14 protein-coding genes and 1 pseudogene are annotated in these 14,185 nt (G+C 43.6%); 9 read left to right on the plus strand and 6 right to left on the minus strand.

What is annotated here, in order from left to right; all coding sequences use genetic code 11:
• The first annotated feature begins 35 nt into the window (after positions 1-35).
• The 3 genes and pseudogenes from AC3ZVC_RS02480 to AC3ZVC_RS02490 all read left to right on the plus strand — a co-directional run bounded on the left by AC3ZVC_RS02480 (position 36) and on the right by AC3ZVC_RS02490 (position 3,162).
• Positions 36-1,726 (plus strand): annotated as a pseudogene (locus AC3ZVC_RS02480) (glutamine--tRNA ligase/YqeY domain fusion protein).
• A gap of 635 nt (positions 1,727-2,361) precedes the next feature.
• Positions 2,362-2,712 carry an ASCH domain-containing protein gene (locus AC3ZVC_RS02485; protein WP_214726090.1) on the plus strand — a complete coding sequence of 117 codons (351 nt, stop codon included), beginning with the start codon at positions 2,362-2,364 and terminating at the stop codon, positions 2,710-2,712.
• Positions 2,713-2,721: 9 nt separating this feature from the next.
• The gene (locus AC3ZVC_RS02490; protein ID WP_490066115.1) at positions 2,722-3,162 is read left to right on the plus strand and encodes a hypothetical protein; all 441 of its coding nucleotides are present in this window, start codon (positions 2,722-2,724) and stop codon (positions 3,160-3,162) included.
• Between the two features lie 237 nt (positions 3,163-3,399).
• Here the strand turns inward: AC3ZVC_RS02490 and AC3ZVC_RS02495 are convergent, their stop codons facing one another.
• The gene (locus AC3ZVC_RS02495) at positions 3,400-4,128 is read right to left on the minus strand and encodes a glycerophosphodiester phosphodiesterase (RefSeq protein WP_490066116.1); all 729 of its coding nucleotides are present in this window, start codon (positions 4,126-4,128) and stop codon (positions 3,400-3,402) included.
• Positions 4,129-4,339: 211 nt separating this feature from the next.
• Between AC3ZVC_RS02495 and AC3ZVC_RS02500 the strand changes: the two genes are divergently transcribed.
• The 4 genes from AC3ZVC_RS02500 (at position 4,340) to AC3ZVC_RS02515 (ending at position 8,771) form a co-directional block, all read left to right on the plus strand.
• Complete coding sequence (locus AC3ZVC_RS02500; RefSeq protein WP_490066117.1) at positions 4,340-5,782, plus strand: TerD family protein; 1,443 nt, start codon at positions 4,340-4,342, stop codon at positions 5,780-5,782.
• A gap of 257 nt (positions 5,783-6,039) precedes the next feature.
• Entirely contained in the window at positions 6,040-6,858 is an 819-nt protein-coding gene (locus AC3ZVC_RS02505) for an MBL fold metallo-hydrolase (RefSeq protein ID WP_490068797.1), read from the plus strand.
• 113 nt (positions 6,859-6,971) lie between these two features.
• Positions 6,972-7,316, plus strand: a complete 345-nt coding sequence (locus AC3ZVC_RS02510) for a hypothetical protein (RefSeq protein WP_214726085.1) — start codon at positions 6,972-6,974, stop codon at positions 7,314-7,316.
• A gap of 492 nt (positions 7,317-7,808) precedes the next feature.
• Positions 7,809-8,771, plus strand: a complete 963-nt coding sequence (locus AC3ZVC_RS02515) for a D-2-hydroxyacid dehydrogenase (protein WP_490066118.1) — start codon at positions 7,809-7,811, stop codon at positions 8,769-8,771.
• A gap of 57 nt (positions 8,772-8,828) precedes the next feature.
• Here the strand turns inward: AC3ZVC_RS02515 and AC3ZVC_RS02520 are convergent, their stop codons facing one another.
• Both AC3ZVC_RS02520 and AC3ZVC_RS02525 read right to left on the minus strand, forming a co-directional pair.
• Complete coding sequence (locus AC3ZVC_RS02520) at positions 8,829-9,506, minus strand: DUF421 domain-containing protein (protein ID WP_490066119.1); 678 nt, start codon at positions 9,504-9,506, stop codon at positions 8,829-8,831.
• Positions 9,507-9,624: 118 nt separating this feature from the next.
• Entirely contained in the window at positions 9,625-10,548 is a 924-nt protein-coding gene (locus tag AC3ZVC_RS02525; RefSeq protein WP_490066120.1) for a DMT family transporter, read from the minus strand.
• Positions 10,549-10,717: 169 nt separating this feature from the next.
• On the opposite strand from AC3ZVC_RS02525, the gene AC3ZVC_RS02530 reads away from it, so the two are divergent.
• Both AC3ZVC_RS02530 and rpiA read left to right on the plus strand, forming a co-directional pair.
• Entirely contained in the window at positions 10,718-11,287 is a 570-nt protein-coding gene (locus AC3ZVC_RS02530) for a CBO0543 family protein (protein WP_490066121.1), read from the plus strand.
• 74 nt (positions 11,288-11,361) lie between these two features.
• Positions 11,362-12,051, plus strand: coding sequence for a ribose-5-phosphate isomerase RpiA (gene rpiA / locus AC3ZVC_RS02535; RefSeq protein WP_490066122.1), 690 nt, complete (start codon positions 11,362-11,364; stop codon positions 12,049-12,051).
• 33 nt (positions 12,052-12,084) lie between these two features.
• Here the strand turns inward: rpiA and AC3ZVC_RS02540 are convergent, their stop codons facing one another.
• From AC3ZVC_RS02540 to AC3ZVC_RS02550, 3 genes are read right to left on the minus strand one after another with little or no spacing between them, the layout of a single operon-like run.
• On the minus strand, positions 12,085-12,366 hold the full coding sequence (locus AC3ZVC_RS02540; RefSeq protein WP_490066123.1) for a cupin domain-containing protein: 282 nt from the start codon (positions 12,364-12,366) through the stop codon (positions 12,085-12,087).
• Positions 12,367-12,419: 53 nt separating this feature from the next.
• Entirely contained in the window at positions 12,420-13,709 is a 1,290-nt protein-coding gene (locus AC3ZVC_RS02545; protein ID WP_490066124.1) for a TRAP transporter large permease, read from the minus strand.
• Positions 13,706-14,182 carry a TRAP transporter small permease gene (locus AC3ZVC_RS02550; protein ID WP_490066125.1) on the minus strand — a complete coding sequence of 159 codons (477 nt, stop codon included), beginning with the start codon at positions 14,180-14,182 and terminating at the stop codon, positions 13,706-13,708. Before AC3ZVC_RS02550 ends, AC3ZVC_RS02545 begins: the two co-directional genes overlap by 4 nt.
• Positions 14,183-14,185: the final 3 nt, after the last annotated feature.

The raw sequence follows: 14,185 nt of genomic DNA on the forward strand, positions 1-14,185 counted from the left end.
GTACTAACTACATAAACAGAAAGGCTGATAACGGTTTGGAACAAAATTCAAATTTTATTCGAACGATTATTAAAGAGGACCTGGAGTCGGGAAAACATAAAGAAATCACTACCCGCTTCCCGCCTGAGCCGAACGGTTACCTTCATATCGGACATGCCAAATCGATTGTCATCAACTTCGGCCTGGCAGATGATTTTAACGGCAAAACGAATCTGCGCTTTGATGATACGAACCCGTTAAAGGAAGATCAGGAATACGTTGACGCAATTAAAGAGGATGTTAAATGGCTTGGCTATGAATGGGAAGAGCTTCGCTATGCTTCCAACTACTTCGAAGAAATGTATAACCGCGCTGTTCTATTAATCAAAAAAGGAAAAGCCTATGTGGATGACTTGAGCCAGGAGGAGATCCGCCAATACCGCGGAACGCTGACAGAGCCAGGAAAAGAAAGCCCATACCGCAGTCGTTCAGTTGAGGAAAACCTTGATTTATTTGATCGCATGCGGGGAGGCGAATTCGAAAACGGAGCGAAGGTTCTTAGAGCCAAGATTGATATGTCATCACCTAACCTGAATATGCGTGACCCGGTTATTTACCGAGTGTCACATGCGACTCACCATAATACAGGAGATACGTGGTGCATATACCCAATGTATGCTTTTGCGCACCCGCTTGAGGATGCAATCGAAGGTGTAACCCACTCTTTATGTACGACTGAATTTGAAGATCAGCGCCCTCTATACAACTGGGTTGTCGCTGAGTGCGAAATGGAAAACACTCCGCAGCAAATCGAATTCGGCCGCCTTAACATTACGAATACGGTTATGAGTAAAAGAAAGCTTAAGCAGCTTGTGGACGAGAAATACGTTGATGGCTGGGATGACCCGCGTATGCCGACGATTTCCGGCTTAAGACGCAAAGGCTACACACCTGAAGCGATTCGCGAGTTTGTTAAAGAAACAGGCGTTTCGAAAGGATCCGGCGTTGTAGACGAAGCAATGCTAGAGCATTTTGTCCGCGAAGACCTTAAGCTAAAGGCACCGCGTACAATGGGTGTGCTTCGTCCGCTAAAGGTTGTTATCACAAACTATCCTGAGGACCAGACGGAATTGCTTGATGCCGAAATCAATCCTGAGAATCCGGAAATGGGCACACGCCAAATCCCGTTTTCCAGAGAAATCTATGTAGAGCAGGATGACTTCATGGAGATCCGCCGAAGAAATACTTCCGCCTCTTCCCTGGAAACGAAGTACGCTTAAAGCATGCTTACTTCATCAAATGCAATGATGTGATCAAGGATGAAGAAGGAAATGTCGTTGAGCTTCATTGTACGTATGATCCCGAAACAAAGAGCGGAACGGGCTTTACCGGCCGCAAAGTTAAAGGAACGCTTCACTGGGTGGATGCCAAAAGCGCCATTCCGGCTGATTTCCGTTTATATGAGCCATTAATTCTTGACGAAGATGCGGATAAAAACGCTGAAGCAGATACAGATGCCGCAGCTGAAAACGAAGACGAAGGAAAGACATTCCTCGACTACGTAAATCCAAATTCACTTGAAATTGTCCAAGGCTTCATTGAGCCAAACATGAAGGACGTCAAGCCGCAGGATAAATTCCAATTTTTCCGCCACGGCTACTTCAACGTCGATCCAAAACACACAACACCGGATAAGCCAGTCTTCAACCGGATTGTGTCGCTGAAGAGCTCTTTTAAATTGAAATAATAAGAAAAGCTTGAGGAAATATTCCCTCAAGCTTTTTTACTTAAGGCTGTTTTCTAAAAGATTGTTGTTTTTAATACATTTTGTAAAAAAACATTGCTAAATAAGGTTGGTTGATTGGAGCGTAAGGTGCGATCCTCGAAAATGCATCCGCATTTCCTTCGTGCGGTGATGATTCGAGGATGCTTATTCAAAGTCCAGCGGGAGGAGTGGGACAGGTGAGACCCCGCAGGCGCTGAGCGCCGAGGAGGCTCAACGCCCGCCCCGCGGAAAGCGAGCATCCTGGAGCGGAAATCAACCTCTTCTCGCTACTTGTTTGAAAAGCAAAGTTTGCGAAAACAGCCTTACTTAAAAAGCAGCCTCTTCTTTAGGAACGGATACATGGATTGTATACCACACCCTGCCAGTATCCTGGTCAAAAACCGGACCAATGGATTCTATTTCTTTTGTACCCCCTCGCCCTTATCATATTTTCGCACCGATCCAAAATAAGTTTATATCCATTTTCCCCCATTCATCCTCCCTTCTTTATACGGTTAACCCTTTCTTGGTTTCAGATTTTCACCCCGAAACTACCTTCCCGATTAAAAATATGTTAATGTTTTAAAGTAAGCATTTACATAAGGAGGAATTACATAATGTCAAATCAGCATGATCCAAATACATTACCGCCAAAAACATGTTCAGTTGACCGTATGATTACGGTTAAAGAGGATGTTGAAAAGGTACTTGCAGGAAAGAAAACCGCTACACGCCGCAATGGCAGATATGCCGATGTCGGGGAAATCATGACGCTTGAAGGCCAGGACTTTGTCGTTGAAAACGTCTATTCCCAGTCACTTGGAGAATTAACCGACGAACACGCTCGCCAGGAAGGCTTTGAAAGCTTGGAGGACTACAAGCAATCCATTTTATCCATGCACCCTGGTATGCCTTGGATGCCGCAAATGCGTGTATGGGTTCATGAATTTAGCCCTGTGAAGAAGTAACCTTACGGGATGGAATTTCTTTACCGCGTGCTGCTGTACATCCATGTCAGCAGCGCCATTCTCTCTGTTGGCCCGTTCTTTGTCCTGATTCCGATCGTCACAAAACTGGAATCAGCTCAGCCCGGAGTCCAGCAGGCATATATAGGCATATTCAGGACATCCGTCCGCCTCGTCAAGCATGCAGGACATGTGCTGGTCGGCTCGGGTGTCCTTCTTATCGTAAACAGCCACTGGGCATGGACGACATCCTGGATCGTCGCAACCCTGATGGTAATGGGGGGATCTGTTTTTTTTCTCGCACGGGCCTTTACACCTGTCCTGAAAAAATTCGATGAGCCAGGAGCGGACCAGCACTTTCTGGTTAAAAAACTCACCCGCTCCGTCTGGATCTACCTTTTTCTATTAATGCTCATGCTCTGGTTCATGGTGGCCAAGCCTGTGCTTTGGTAGGAGTTTATGAAACAAGCGCAGAATGACTGTGCTTGTTTTTTTGTATAAGATTGAAATTTAGCATGTGCCATTACTATTGTGATAGTTGACATCTGCATGTCATTTAATAGTTTGCATTCACCATTCAGATTGTTGCTTACAAAATCGGGCAACCTGCAACAAATGGGATTGCGTTAATAAAACTGCGGATACATATCTGGTTTCGAGGTAATAATTGATTTTCCGCGGTTAAATGTTTTAATCCTTCAAAAATCTCTCCGGAAAATCAGTCATAATCACTTCAACTCCCGCTTTGGCCAGGAAATCTCTGCGCGTTTCATCATTTACGGTATAAACCCTCAACGGAAAGCCAGCTTCCCTAGCTTCTCTGCCGTATTCAGATAGCGCAAAGGCTTCTTCGCAATGAATGCTGTCAGCACCAATCTTTTTCGCAATCATCATTGCATCTTCCGGCACACCTGTAATCAAATAGCCAGTCTTCAAGGTTGGATGCACCTCCCGCACTCTTCTCAAACTCTCCGCATTAAAAGAAGATAGAATAACCCTATCCTCCAATCCATAGCGCTCGATCAGCTCAATTACTTTTTCTTCCAGCCCCTGATATTCAATCAGATCATTTTTCAATTCAACATTGATCATCAACCCATTGCCATCCCTGATAGCCCATTGAAAAACTGTTTCAAGTTCCGGAATGGTTTCGCCGGCGTTAGCAGCAGCGAACCAGCCGCCTGCATCAAGCTGCATAATCTCATCATAAGTTAAATCCTTTATGTAGCCAGTTCCATTTGTAGTCCGGTCTACCGTTTCATCATGAATAATCACCAGCTTCCCGTCCTTTGCTAGCTGTACATCCAGTTCTATACCATCCGCCCCCGCTTCCAATGCAGCTTGGAAAGCAACCATCGTATTTTCAGGATAATGGCCGCTTACACCCCGATGGGCAAAAACCTTTGCATTATTCTTCAATTGAGTTCCTCCTCTGCCAGCATGGTCATGCTATTTCTAGTATTATTCTATTCCCCTATAAAAAAACCATTTTTTGAGGGTGCAAAAAGTCCCTCAAGTTTCACTTCCGCGCCGATTCCCTTATAATGAAAACTATGAAACTTCTAACTGCTCAGGACGTATAACACTATAACGATACATAGTTGCCAATTATAAAAAAGGAGTGAAATCTATGGGAGTTCGATTAAGCAAGGGACAAAAAGTGGATTTAACAAAGACCAATCCCGGTTTGCAGGTTGTTGCGGCAGGGTTGGGCTGGGATGTCAGCCACAATCAATCCCAATATGACCTGGATGCTTCAGCATTTTTAACTGACGCATCCGGAAAAGTCCAAAGCGATAGTGATTTTGTTTTCTATAATAACCCCTCAGGCGGGAACGGGTCGATTTTGTACAGCAGCGATAACCGGACTGGTGCTGGAGCTGGGGATGACGAACAAATCCGGATTGAATTAAATAAGGTTCCGCAGCATATTCACCGCATTGCTTTTACCATCACCATCCATGATGCCCAGGCAAAAGGCCAAAACTTTGGACAAGTATCCAATGCCTATGTGAGAGTGTTTAATGCTCTTACAAATGAAGAACTGCTGCGCTTCGACCTTGGCCGTGATTTTACCGTTGAAACAGCCATTGTGGCCGCAGAGCTGTACCGCCATAATGGCGAGTGGAAATTCAATGCCATCGCAAGCGGATTCCAGGGCGGATTGGCTGCTCTTTGCCGCAACTTTGGGGTTTCTGTTGATGATGAACCTGCTCCAAACCCGCAGCCGGCATACAGTCAAAACCAATATCAGCAGCCGGGCAGCTTTGGTCAGCCTTCTCAAGGATACAGCTCTCCTCAGAGCCAGCCAAGTCCTTCGTACAGCCAGCCGGCACAGACAGGTTACAATCAGCCAGCCTATAATAGCCCTGCACCCCAGCCGTCATCGTTTGGCGGCCAATCTGGATTCGGACAGCCAGTGCAAGCTCAATCCTACACAGATGGCAACATCTCCTGCACCCGCTGCGGATCTACTAACATCCGCACGGGACAGAAAGGATTCGGACTAGGAAAAGCAGCTATTGGCGGACTTATTCTCGGACCGGTCGGCCTTCTTGGCGGCTTTATTGGAAAAAATCAGCTTAAGCTTACCTGCAATGCCTGCGGCAATTCCTGGTCACCCAACCAGACAGACTATATGCAATGGGCCAATGACCAGAAACGCAGAGCTCAGGAACTGTTCACGCGCTTCAAGAGCCAGGATGTCCTTGATGCTGTTGTCGCCTCATGTGCACTTGTTGGCATGGCCGATGGGAGACTTGATCCTTCTGAACGCGAAAAAATGATTGAGTTTGTTAACAGCAGCCAGGAATTAAAAGTATTTGATACACAAAAAGTCATCCAGCAATTCAATATGTTCGTGCAGCGGATTGAAATGGATCCGATCATCGGCCGGGCAGAAGCCTTTAAAGCTGTTGGCCGGGTTAGAAACAAGCCTGAAATTGCCCGTTTGGTTGCCCGTTACTGTATCGCAATCGGCTATGCGGACGGCCACTTTGATCAAAACGAAAAGCAGGCCGTCACTGAAATCTGCATGGAACTCGGTTTGAACCCGCAGGAATTCTTATCTTAAAAAGTTACTAGCCAGCCAAGCTCTGCCGGAAATCGGCAGGGCCTTTTTGCAATTATTCCCTCTTCCTCCTAGATATGCCGCATACAAACTCCATATGCGGGTATACTCAAAAAGATAAAACCAATAACGCCTTTTCCAGCCTCAGCAAGAACATTCGGGTTGCAGAAGCCCGAAAACCCTCTTACTTAAAAGGGCCAATACTTAAAGCTATAAAGGAGGTAATATCCTTGAAGGAAAGCTCATCAACTGAACGTTATATGCCAATGACTTCCTCCACAAGCGGAATGATTGTCAATGAAGCAGACGGAGTCTATTGCCTGACAGTGCAGATTGTAAATGTTTGTTTTGTTAGGGTGTCCGAGGAGCCCGGTGATTGGGTACTCATCGATGCCGGCATGCCAAAGTCAGCTGATAAAATAATAGAAGCAGCCGAGGAGCTTTACGGTGAAAATGCAAAACCGCGAGCCATCCTATTAACGCATGGTCATTTTGATCATGTCGGTGCGATAATTGACTTAGTCGAGCGCTGGCAGGTTCCTGTTTACGCCCACCCGCTCGAGTTGCCATTCTTAACCGGACAGCAAGATTATCCCAAGCCGGATGCCAGTGTAGAAGGCGGGCTGGTTGCTAAAATGTCCCCCGCTTTTCCGCATGAAGGCATTGACCTGGGCACCCATGTTCAATCTTTGCCGGAGGACGGAAGCGTTCCGCATATGGAAGGATGGAAATGGATCCATACACCGGGTCATACTCCAGGCCATGTTTCCTTGTTCAGAGAGGCCGATCGCGTGCTGATTGCAGGCGATGCTTTTGTAACGGTGAAGCAGGAATCACTATACAGCGTACTGACACAGGAACAGGAAATCAGCGGCCCGCCACGTTACTTAACAACTGACTGGGAATCAGCCCGCACCTCTGTCCAGAAACTTGAGGCACTGCAGCCGACCGTTGCAATCACAGGCCATGGCGTGCCAATGGCTGCCGGTACATTAAGAGAAAACCTCTCCAAGCTGGTTAATGAATTTGACGAAATCGCCATCCCGGACCACGGAAAATATGTAGACGGCGAACGTTAAAAGAAGCAAGGTTCACTTTGAGGAGTGGACCTTGTTTTTTTATGATGTTTAAAAGCATCAAAAAAAGGAAGAGTATAGGAAAAAGATATTTTAATAGTTCAGGAGGTTAGAGTATGTATCTGGAAAACTTTAAAGACCAGAAAATTCAAATAAAATTCAAAAATTTTCCCAATGACCTGGTAGGTCCCACTACCGGCATTTTCCAGCCTGATGAATGGTACATCGTCAAACTGATCAAAACGGAAAACATGGGCATCTGGGTTGAAAATCCGTGCTTTAAACGTACAAAAATCCAGGAAGAAGACGGTACAGACATCCCTGAGGAAGAGCAAAAAGAGGAAGATTGTGTCACCCACTTCCTCATCCGCTGGGACTATATCAGCTCTGTCATCGCGTTTCCGGATGTTAAAACTCTTGGCGTCGATAAAAAAGCTAAGCTAATAGGTTTCCAGCCTTAATATAACATCGAGTCCCCGGGTCGTACCGGGGACTTATTTTGGGTTGGCCGATAAAAATGGCGGTTCGTTGATATAGTTAATTTTTCGTTGATAAATATGGTTGCCTATCCATTCCCGGCAACGAAACCGTGTACGCTGGAATATATCTGCTAATTTAACCTGCTTTTTCTACTGTAAGGTATGATTCTCTAACAATATCCTATTCCAGCCATCATTTGCAGTAAATATTTAAGACCTGGATGCCTTTCCTTTTAAGACACAGCTTTTTGCCTGCCAGCAGTAGTTCTTCGTTAACCCAGCGTCAACGTTTATCCGCCTAGAACACAGCACCTGCTCGTTAATTCTGCCGGTTTTTGCGCTGTATTCATCCTCCGGGCTATCCAATTCATCGCTTTTTCCCCTTTCATTCGTAAATTCCCAATTACAGCTCTTCCCATTTTTGCTATGATATATTTACCGACTTTTCTAAAAATAATTAATGGAGGCTTGACCATGACAAAAAGAACCTGCATCATCACACATGAGCTTGAACAATCCCAGCTTGAAAAAATAAAAGAAATTATTCCTGATTGGCAGCTGCTCACCGGAAAAGATCCAGTAAACTGGCTGAATTACGTCAAAGAAGCTGAAGTAATCGCTGGCTGGAAAAAGGAGCTCAAAGAATTTGTACAAGAAGGAAATACCAATATGCGCTGGTTCCAATCCTGGAGTGCCGGAGTCGACTCCCTGCCTCTAGCTAAAATGGAAGCCAATGGCATCCAAATCACGAGCGCAAACGGCGTTCATGCCAATCCGATTTCGGAAACAATTTTTGCCCTAATGCTTGCGTTAACCCGAAAAATCCATACATATGTTAAAAATCAGCAATCCAAAACATGGCATCATGCCAGCATGAAGCTTGAAATTCACAATAAAACCATCGGCATCATTGGTGTGGGTGCCATTGGCAAAGAAACGGCCAAAATCGCCAAAGCCTTTGGCATGAAAGTTGTGGGCGTCCGTCACTCCGGAAAAGCGGAAGAATACGTAGATGAAATGTATACATCCAGTCAGCTGAACGAAGTGCTTCCGCAATGCGATTATGTTGCTGTCACCCTGCCGCTTACAAAAGAAACAAGGCAATTATTCGGAGCCGAACAATTCTCGCTAATGAAGGAATCTGCCTTTTTCATCAATATCGGCCGCGGCGAGATCGTCGTTGAAAACGACCTGATTGCCGCACTGCAGGCCGGCAAAATTGCCGGTGCCGGCCTTGATGTTTTTGAAAAAGAACCGCTGGGAGAGGACAGCCCGCTTTGGGAGCTTGAAAATGTAATTGTAACCCCTCACACAGCAGGGTCTACAGAGCACTATAATCAGCGTGTGATTGAGGACATTTTTATTCCCAATTTAAAAAACTATATAAATGGGAAGACTCCTGCCATTAACTTGGTCGATTACCAAAAAGGTTATTAAAATAGGCTGTTTGAAAACAGCTTTACAATAAAAGGCCTTGCAGAGCTGCAAGGCCTTTTATTTTTTATATGTCACGATATAAAACCCTTCTTCCTCTGACCACTCGGCACAGAAAATGTCCTTAATGTCGTTAAACCCTTCCTTCCTGATCGATTCCTTTAGCCATTCCCCATCTTTTCCAACCATCTTAAGGCCAGATCCCACGACTTCCCCTTCATCAATCAATAAGATGGAAGGCTCTTTATCTTCCACTTCCATCTCCATCATTTCAGGTGTAACAGGATCCTCCTTTCGGTACCTCATGACACTTAAGCCGCCATTTGTCTCAAGATAGGCATACTTCACTTCATTCATGCTGAAAATTCCTTTTTGCCTCAGCATTGTCCTCAGCTGTTCCATTTCAAGATGGTTCCTCTGCATTTCCTTCACATTCAGCTTGCCATTTTTAACGATTATAGACTCGCTTCCTTTTAAAATGGATCTGAAAAAATTCTTCTTTTTCGCCAGGATTTCTATAATATAAATAAGCCCACCCCACAGTAAAGCCGAATAGGCAACTTCAAGCGGAGTTACTTTATCATCATAAATGGTTTCCTCAATGATCCCTCCAAGGACAACCGCATAGACGAAATCAAAGGGAGTAACCTGTGAAAGCTCCTTTTTCCCAAGAAGACGTGTTACAGTTAATAGTGAAACTAATCCAACTACCATTTTTATTGTTATAGATAAGTACATAAAAGCTCCTCCTCTCTTTATAGCCTTCCTATTCCCCTTTTTCCCCCTCTCATACATAATTCCGAGTGCCACTTTTTTCAAAAATAAAAAAGCAAAGGCGCGAGCCCTTGCTTTTCCTTTACATATGATGGGAATGGCGTTTCCGGCGTTGTCTTATAACCAATTCCTCCAAAGCCCCCGATCCGAATAAAACACCGGCAACGATCAGGATAAGGCCCAGCATATGGTTGACGGTGATGACCTCGCCAAGAATCAGTGCAGAACCTGCTAATGAGAAAAAAGTATTCAGGTTCAGAAAAATGCTCGCTTCCGCTGGTCCGATTTTACTGATCGCTGTGTTGTAAACCATATGGCCAACAGCTGTTGCCACTACAGCAGATGCTGCAAAAGCAGCCCATACTGATAATGGAGCTTCGGACATGCCCTTCACCCCGCCAGGTTCCATAAAGTTTCCAAGCACAAACAAAATCACTCCGCCAAATACCAGCATATAGCCGGTCAGCAGCCGCGGATCCAATGTTTTCGTAGCCTTGCTTATCACAATAAAACTAAGGGCTTGTGAAAGAATCGATAAGAACACATAAAAATCTCCATGCGATAAGTTCGATACTCCTCTATTGCCTGAAAGCACAATGAACGTAACACCCGCTCCTCCGAGCAGGAATCCAAGCACCTGAATACCCGTGGGTTTATTGCGGAGCAGGACCGAGGACAAAATTGCCGTCAAAAGCGGGCCGGCACCTAAAATAAGCCCTCCATTTACTGCACTCGTCTCAGTCAGCCCAATTGCCAATAGAAGGTGATGGCTGACGACGCTAAGAACTCCTCCGAACACAATAAATATCATTTCCCTGAAACTCGGCTTTCTCACTTTTCCCATAACGCCCAATATGATAAATACACTTAAACCAGCTGCCAGTATTCGCAAGGATGTGATCGTCACTGGCGGAAAATAACTGACAAGAATTTTAATAATGCTGACATTCAATCCCCATGTGGCCATAATCAAAGTGAGAATAAAATAAGTTTGCAGGTTTTTCACTTTCGATCCTTCTTTCTGTAAAATCCGCGTTTATAATTTGACTTCCATTTTATCACAATTCAAATTACTTTTGCCTTTTAAAGCTCCAAAGAGATTTATATTAGCTCGCATCAAAAAATATCCCAAGGGACAAAATAAACTTCAGCAGATTTGCAGGGAGGGATCTTTTTTGACACCCAAGCAGGAAAAATTTTTTCAGAAGCTCGTATCTTTGCAAGAGGAACTGGCATCGCAGAGTATCGAGTATTGGGAAATATATTCGCACCTTGGCACCTGGCAGTTTTGGACCGTAGCCGTTCTGCTGATTGGCCCCTTAATCCTTGTTTATTTTAAAATTGATCGCAAGCATATTTTTCAAATCGGTTTTTTTGGATTTGCTGTTCACATTTTATTTGCCTATGTTGATGCAGCGGGAATCCGCTTTGGCCTATGGGGCTACCCTTATCAGCTTCTTCCCTTTATACCCAGCTTTTCTTTGGATGCTGCCATTATCCCTGTCTTCATTATGCTTGTCTATCAATGGACCCTGAAACACAAGAAAAATTATTATCTCTATGCCTTCCTGACAGCACTTGGATTTGGCTTTGGCTTTAAGCCGTTATTAGTTGCTCATGGTTTATTTGAGAAATATAAGTGGGTTAATTACATTTATATTTTTTTCATTTATATTATTCTGTTCCTGCTGGCTTATTGGCTGACCAGGATTTTTCAGTGGATGCATAAAAAAGGCGAAGAATAAATTTTTATTCCAACCTTTGGATAACCCCTCCTAATCATTTGTTATAATGGCTAAAAATGATATGTGAGGTGAATATGGTGCTGGATACTAGGGCTATACAGAAAAAAACGGCTGGAGAAAAAGCTGCCGAATTTGTAAAAAACGGAATGACCATCGGCTTAGGTTCAGGATCTACGGTTTATTGGATGTTAAAGAAACTTGGTGAACAGGTGGAGCAGGGCTTGAATATTAGAGGAATTCCTTCTTCTTTAAGGACTGAGGGATGGGCGAAGGAATTTAACATTCCGCTGACTGATTTTTCCCAGGTGCAGAGACTCGATCTTGCTATTGATGGGGCTGATGAAGTTGACCCTGAGTTTAATCTGATAAAAGGCGGAGGGGGATCGCTTCTCCGGGAAAAACTCGTTGATGTCAATTCCGACAGGCTTATAATCATTGTAGATGAGTCCAAGATGGTCCATCAATTAGGTAAGTTCCCCCTTCCTGTAGAGGTCGTACCTTTCGGATGGGAAGTCACCGCACAAAGAATTGCAGATCTTGGCGCTATTCCTGAACTCAGAAAAAAAGACGGTGAAATTTTCATTTCAAACAATGGAAACTACATATTAGATTGCAAATTCAAACAGATTTTGAATCCTAGTGAGCTTCATAATCAGCTTAAACAGTTATTAGGGGTGGTAGAGACCGGGTTATTTATTGGAATGACAGATTTAGTCATCGTTGGCAGCGGAGATTCAGTAAAGCTATTAGAAAAAAAGCAATGAAAAAGGAGAGGATTTCCCCTCTCCTTTTCTGCATTAAACTGGAAGCAAATCCTTTCGAATCGGTGTGAATACATCCATAATGACACATTCCTCTATCACTCTTACCTGATGTTTTACATTGGAAGGAATGTATTGAATGTCTCCCTTGTTGAGGATTCTTTTTTCTCCATTTACTTCAAATTCTACTTTTCCTTTTTCAATATAGCTAATCTGCTCCTCGGGATGCTGGTCAATGTCTCCCAGAAAGCCTTGTTGCAATTCTACTTTTACAAGCATTAATGCGCCATCACTGTTTAATATTTCTCTTTTAACCATGGTGTCTTCCTTTCCGTAGACAATTTTCACTGTACAAACTTTAGAATAACTAGTTAAAATAAGCCTGGATTAATTAACTTCGGAATATAAAAGGCAATATCCGGGAAAAAGGCCACAAAGATCAATACTGCTAATACAATCAATATATATGGCGTTACAGCCGATAATGATCGTTCAATGCTCAGGTTACCAATTTTAGCTGCCAATAATAAACACAATCCATAAGGCGGAGTAACCAGTCCAATAGCAAGAGTCATTACAACAATAAGGCCTAAATGAACGGGGTCCATGCCAAATTGAGTAGCAGTCGGCAAAATTACCGGAACAAATAGGATCATTGCTGGAATGGCATCCATAAAAGTTCCTACAAATAGGAAGAACGCTATGATAATCAATATGAATACCCATTTTGCTCCAACGTTATTAACAAAAAACTCCTGCGCCATGGTAGACAATTGATAGTAACTCATAAGCTCCCCCAGTGCGCTTGCAGCAGCAAGGGCAAATAGGGACAATGAACTTAATGCAAGAGTATCCATTAATATTTTAGGCAAATCCGATATCTTTAATGTTTTATAAAAAAACATGCTGATTAAAAGTGTATAAAGGGATGCAACAGCAGCTGCTTCAGTCGCTGTAAAGAATCCGGAGATAATTCCGCCAATGATAATGATCGGTGTAATCAGGGCAGGAACTGTCTCATACACCAGCTTTAAAAACTGCTGGACTGTTGCTCTATCAGCCCTTGGATAGCCTTTTTTCAAGGCCATAATATAGACGAAAAGCATCATGCCTAACCCTACTAAGACACCTGGGACAATTCCGCCCAGGAACAAAGCACCAACAGAGGCATTTGTTAAACCGGCAAAGATAATCATTGGGATACTTGGCGGAATAATAACACCTATTGTTGAGGATGCAGCCGTAACTCCCACTGCTGTTTCTGTGTCATAGCCTTGCTTTTTCATGTTTGGAATCAAGATTTTCCCTACCCCGGCTGTATCTGCCTGGGCAGCACCTGATACACCTGCGAAGATCATAGACACCAGAATATTGGCGTGTGCCAGCCCGCCTCGAATATGCCCTACAACAGCAAGGGAAAGGTCGATTAGCTTTTGTGATATTTTTCCGCTATTCATTAAGTTAGCTGCCAGGATAAACAAAGGAACGGCAAGCAAAACAAAGGAATCAATGCCATTTAGCATTTTCATAGGAACAGTTACTTCTGGAATATAAGGAACACTAAATATTCCAAGAAGAGCTACAATTCCTATTACAAAAGCTATCGGAACCCCTATGAGCATTAGAATCAGGAATAATCCTACCAGAATAATGCCAATCATATATTAGCCTCCCTTCCCTTTAGTTGTTTAAAATTATTAATCAGGTGGCTTACAGAATAGATGGACATTGTAAGCCCCATGATCGGAATGGAAATCCAGACATAACCCATTTTCATAGCTGGAAGTGAGGCCCAATTATAATTCCAGAAGTTCTGCACAGCCTGGATTCCATAATAAAATAAAGCCAGAGCAAACAATAATACAATAAAATCAATAACGATTAAAAGACCGGCTTTGGATTTGCCCTGAAGCTTTTGTTCTAAAAAGTCAAAGCTAAAATGTTCTTTTTTATTCACCATAACAGAGGCACCCATAAAAACTGACCAGATGAATGAATAGTTAGCTACTTCCTCTGTCCAAATAACCGGTATTCCCAAATGTCTTGTGACTATTTGAATAATAATCGCAATAAAAAATATCGATAAGCTTATAACACCGATGGCCATTTGAATCTTCTCAAGAATCTTAATCATGCT

Source organism: Cytobacillus sp. C11.1 (genome assembly GCF_058145115.1).

Coding starts and splice junctions, on each gene's coding strand:
- AC3ZVC_RS02545 (WP_490066124.1), bottom strand. CDS start 13,709: ATGATTGGCATTATTCTGGTAGGATTATTCCTGATTCTAATGCTCATA.
- AC3ZVC_RS02500 (WP_490066117.1), top strand. CDS start 4,340: ATGGGAGTTCGATTAAGCAAGGGACAAAAAGTGGATTTAACAAAGACC.
- AC3ZVC_RS02510 (WP_214726085.1), top strand. CDS start 6,972: ATGTATCTGGAAAACTTTAAAGACCAGAAAATTCAAATAAAATTCAAA.
- AC3ZVC_RS02485 (WP_214726090.1), top strand. CDS start 2,362: ATGTCAAATCAGCATGATCCAAATACATTACCGCCAAAAACATGTTCA.
- AC3ZVC_RS02515 (WP_490066118.1), top strand. CDS start 7,809: ATGACAAAAAGAACCTGCATCATCACACATGAGCTTGAACAATCCCAG.
- rpiA (WP_490066122.1), top strand. CDS start 11,362: ATGGTGCTGGATACTAGGGCTATACAGAAAAAAACGGCTGGAGAAAAA.
- AC3ZVC_RS02490 (WP_490066115.1), top strand. CDS start 2,722: ATGGAATTTCTTTACCGCGTGCTGCTGTACATCCATGTCAGCAGCGCC.
- AC3ZVC_RS02505 (WP_490068797.1), top strand. CDS start 6,040: ATGCCAATGACTTCCTCCACAAGCGGAATGATTGTCAATGAAGCAGAC.
- AC3ZVC_RS02550 (WP_490066125.1), bottom strand. CDS start 14,182: ATGATTAAGATTCTTGAGAAGATTCAAATGGCCATCGGTGTTATAAGC.
- AC3ZVC_RS02540 (WP_490066123.1), bottom strand. CDS start 12,366: ATGGTTAAAAGAGAAATATTAAACAGTGATGGCGCATTAATGCTTGTA.
- AC3ZVC_RS02520 (WP_490066119.1), bottom strand. CDS start 9,506: ATGTACTTATCTATAACAATAAAAATGGTAGTTGGATTAGTTTCACTA.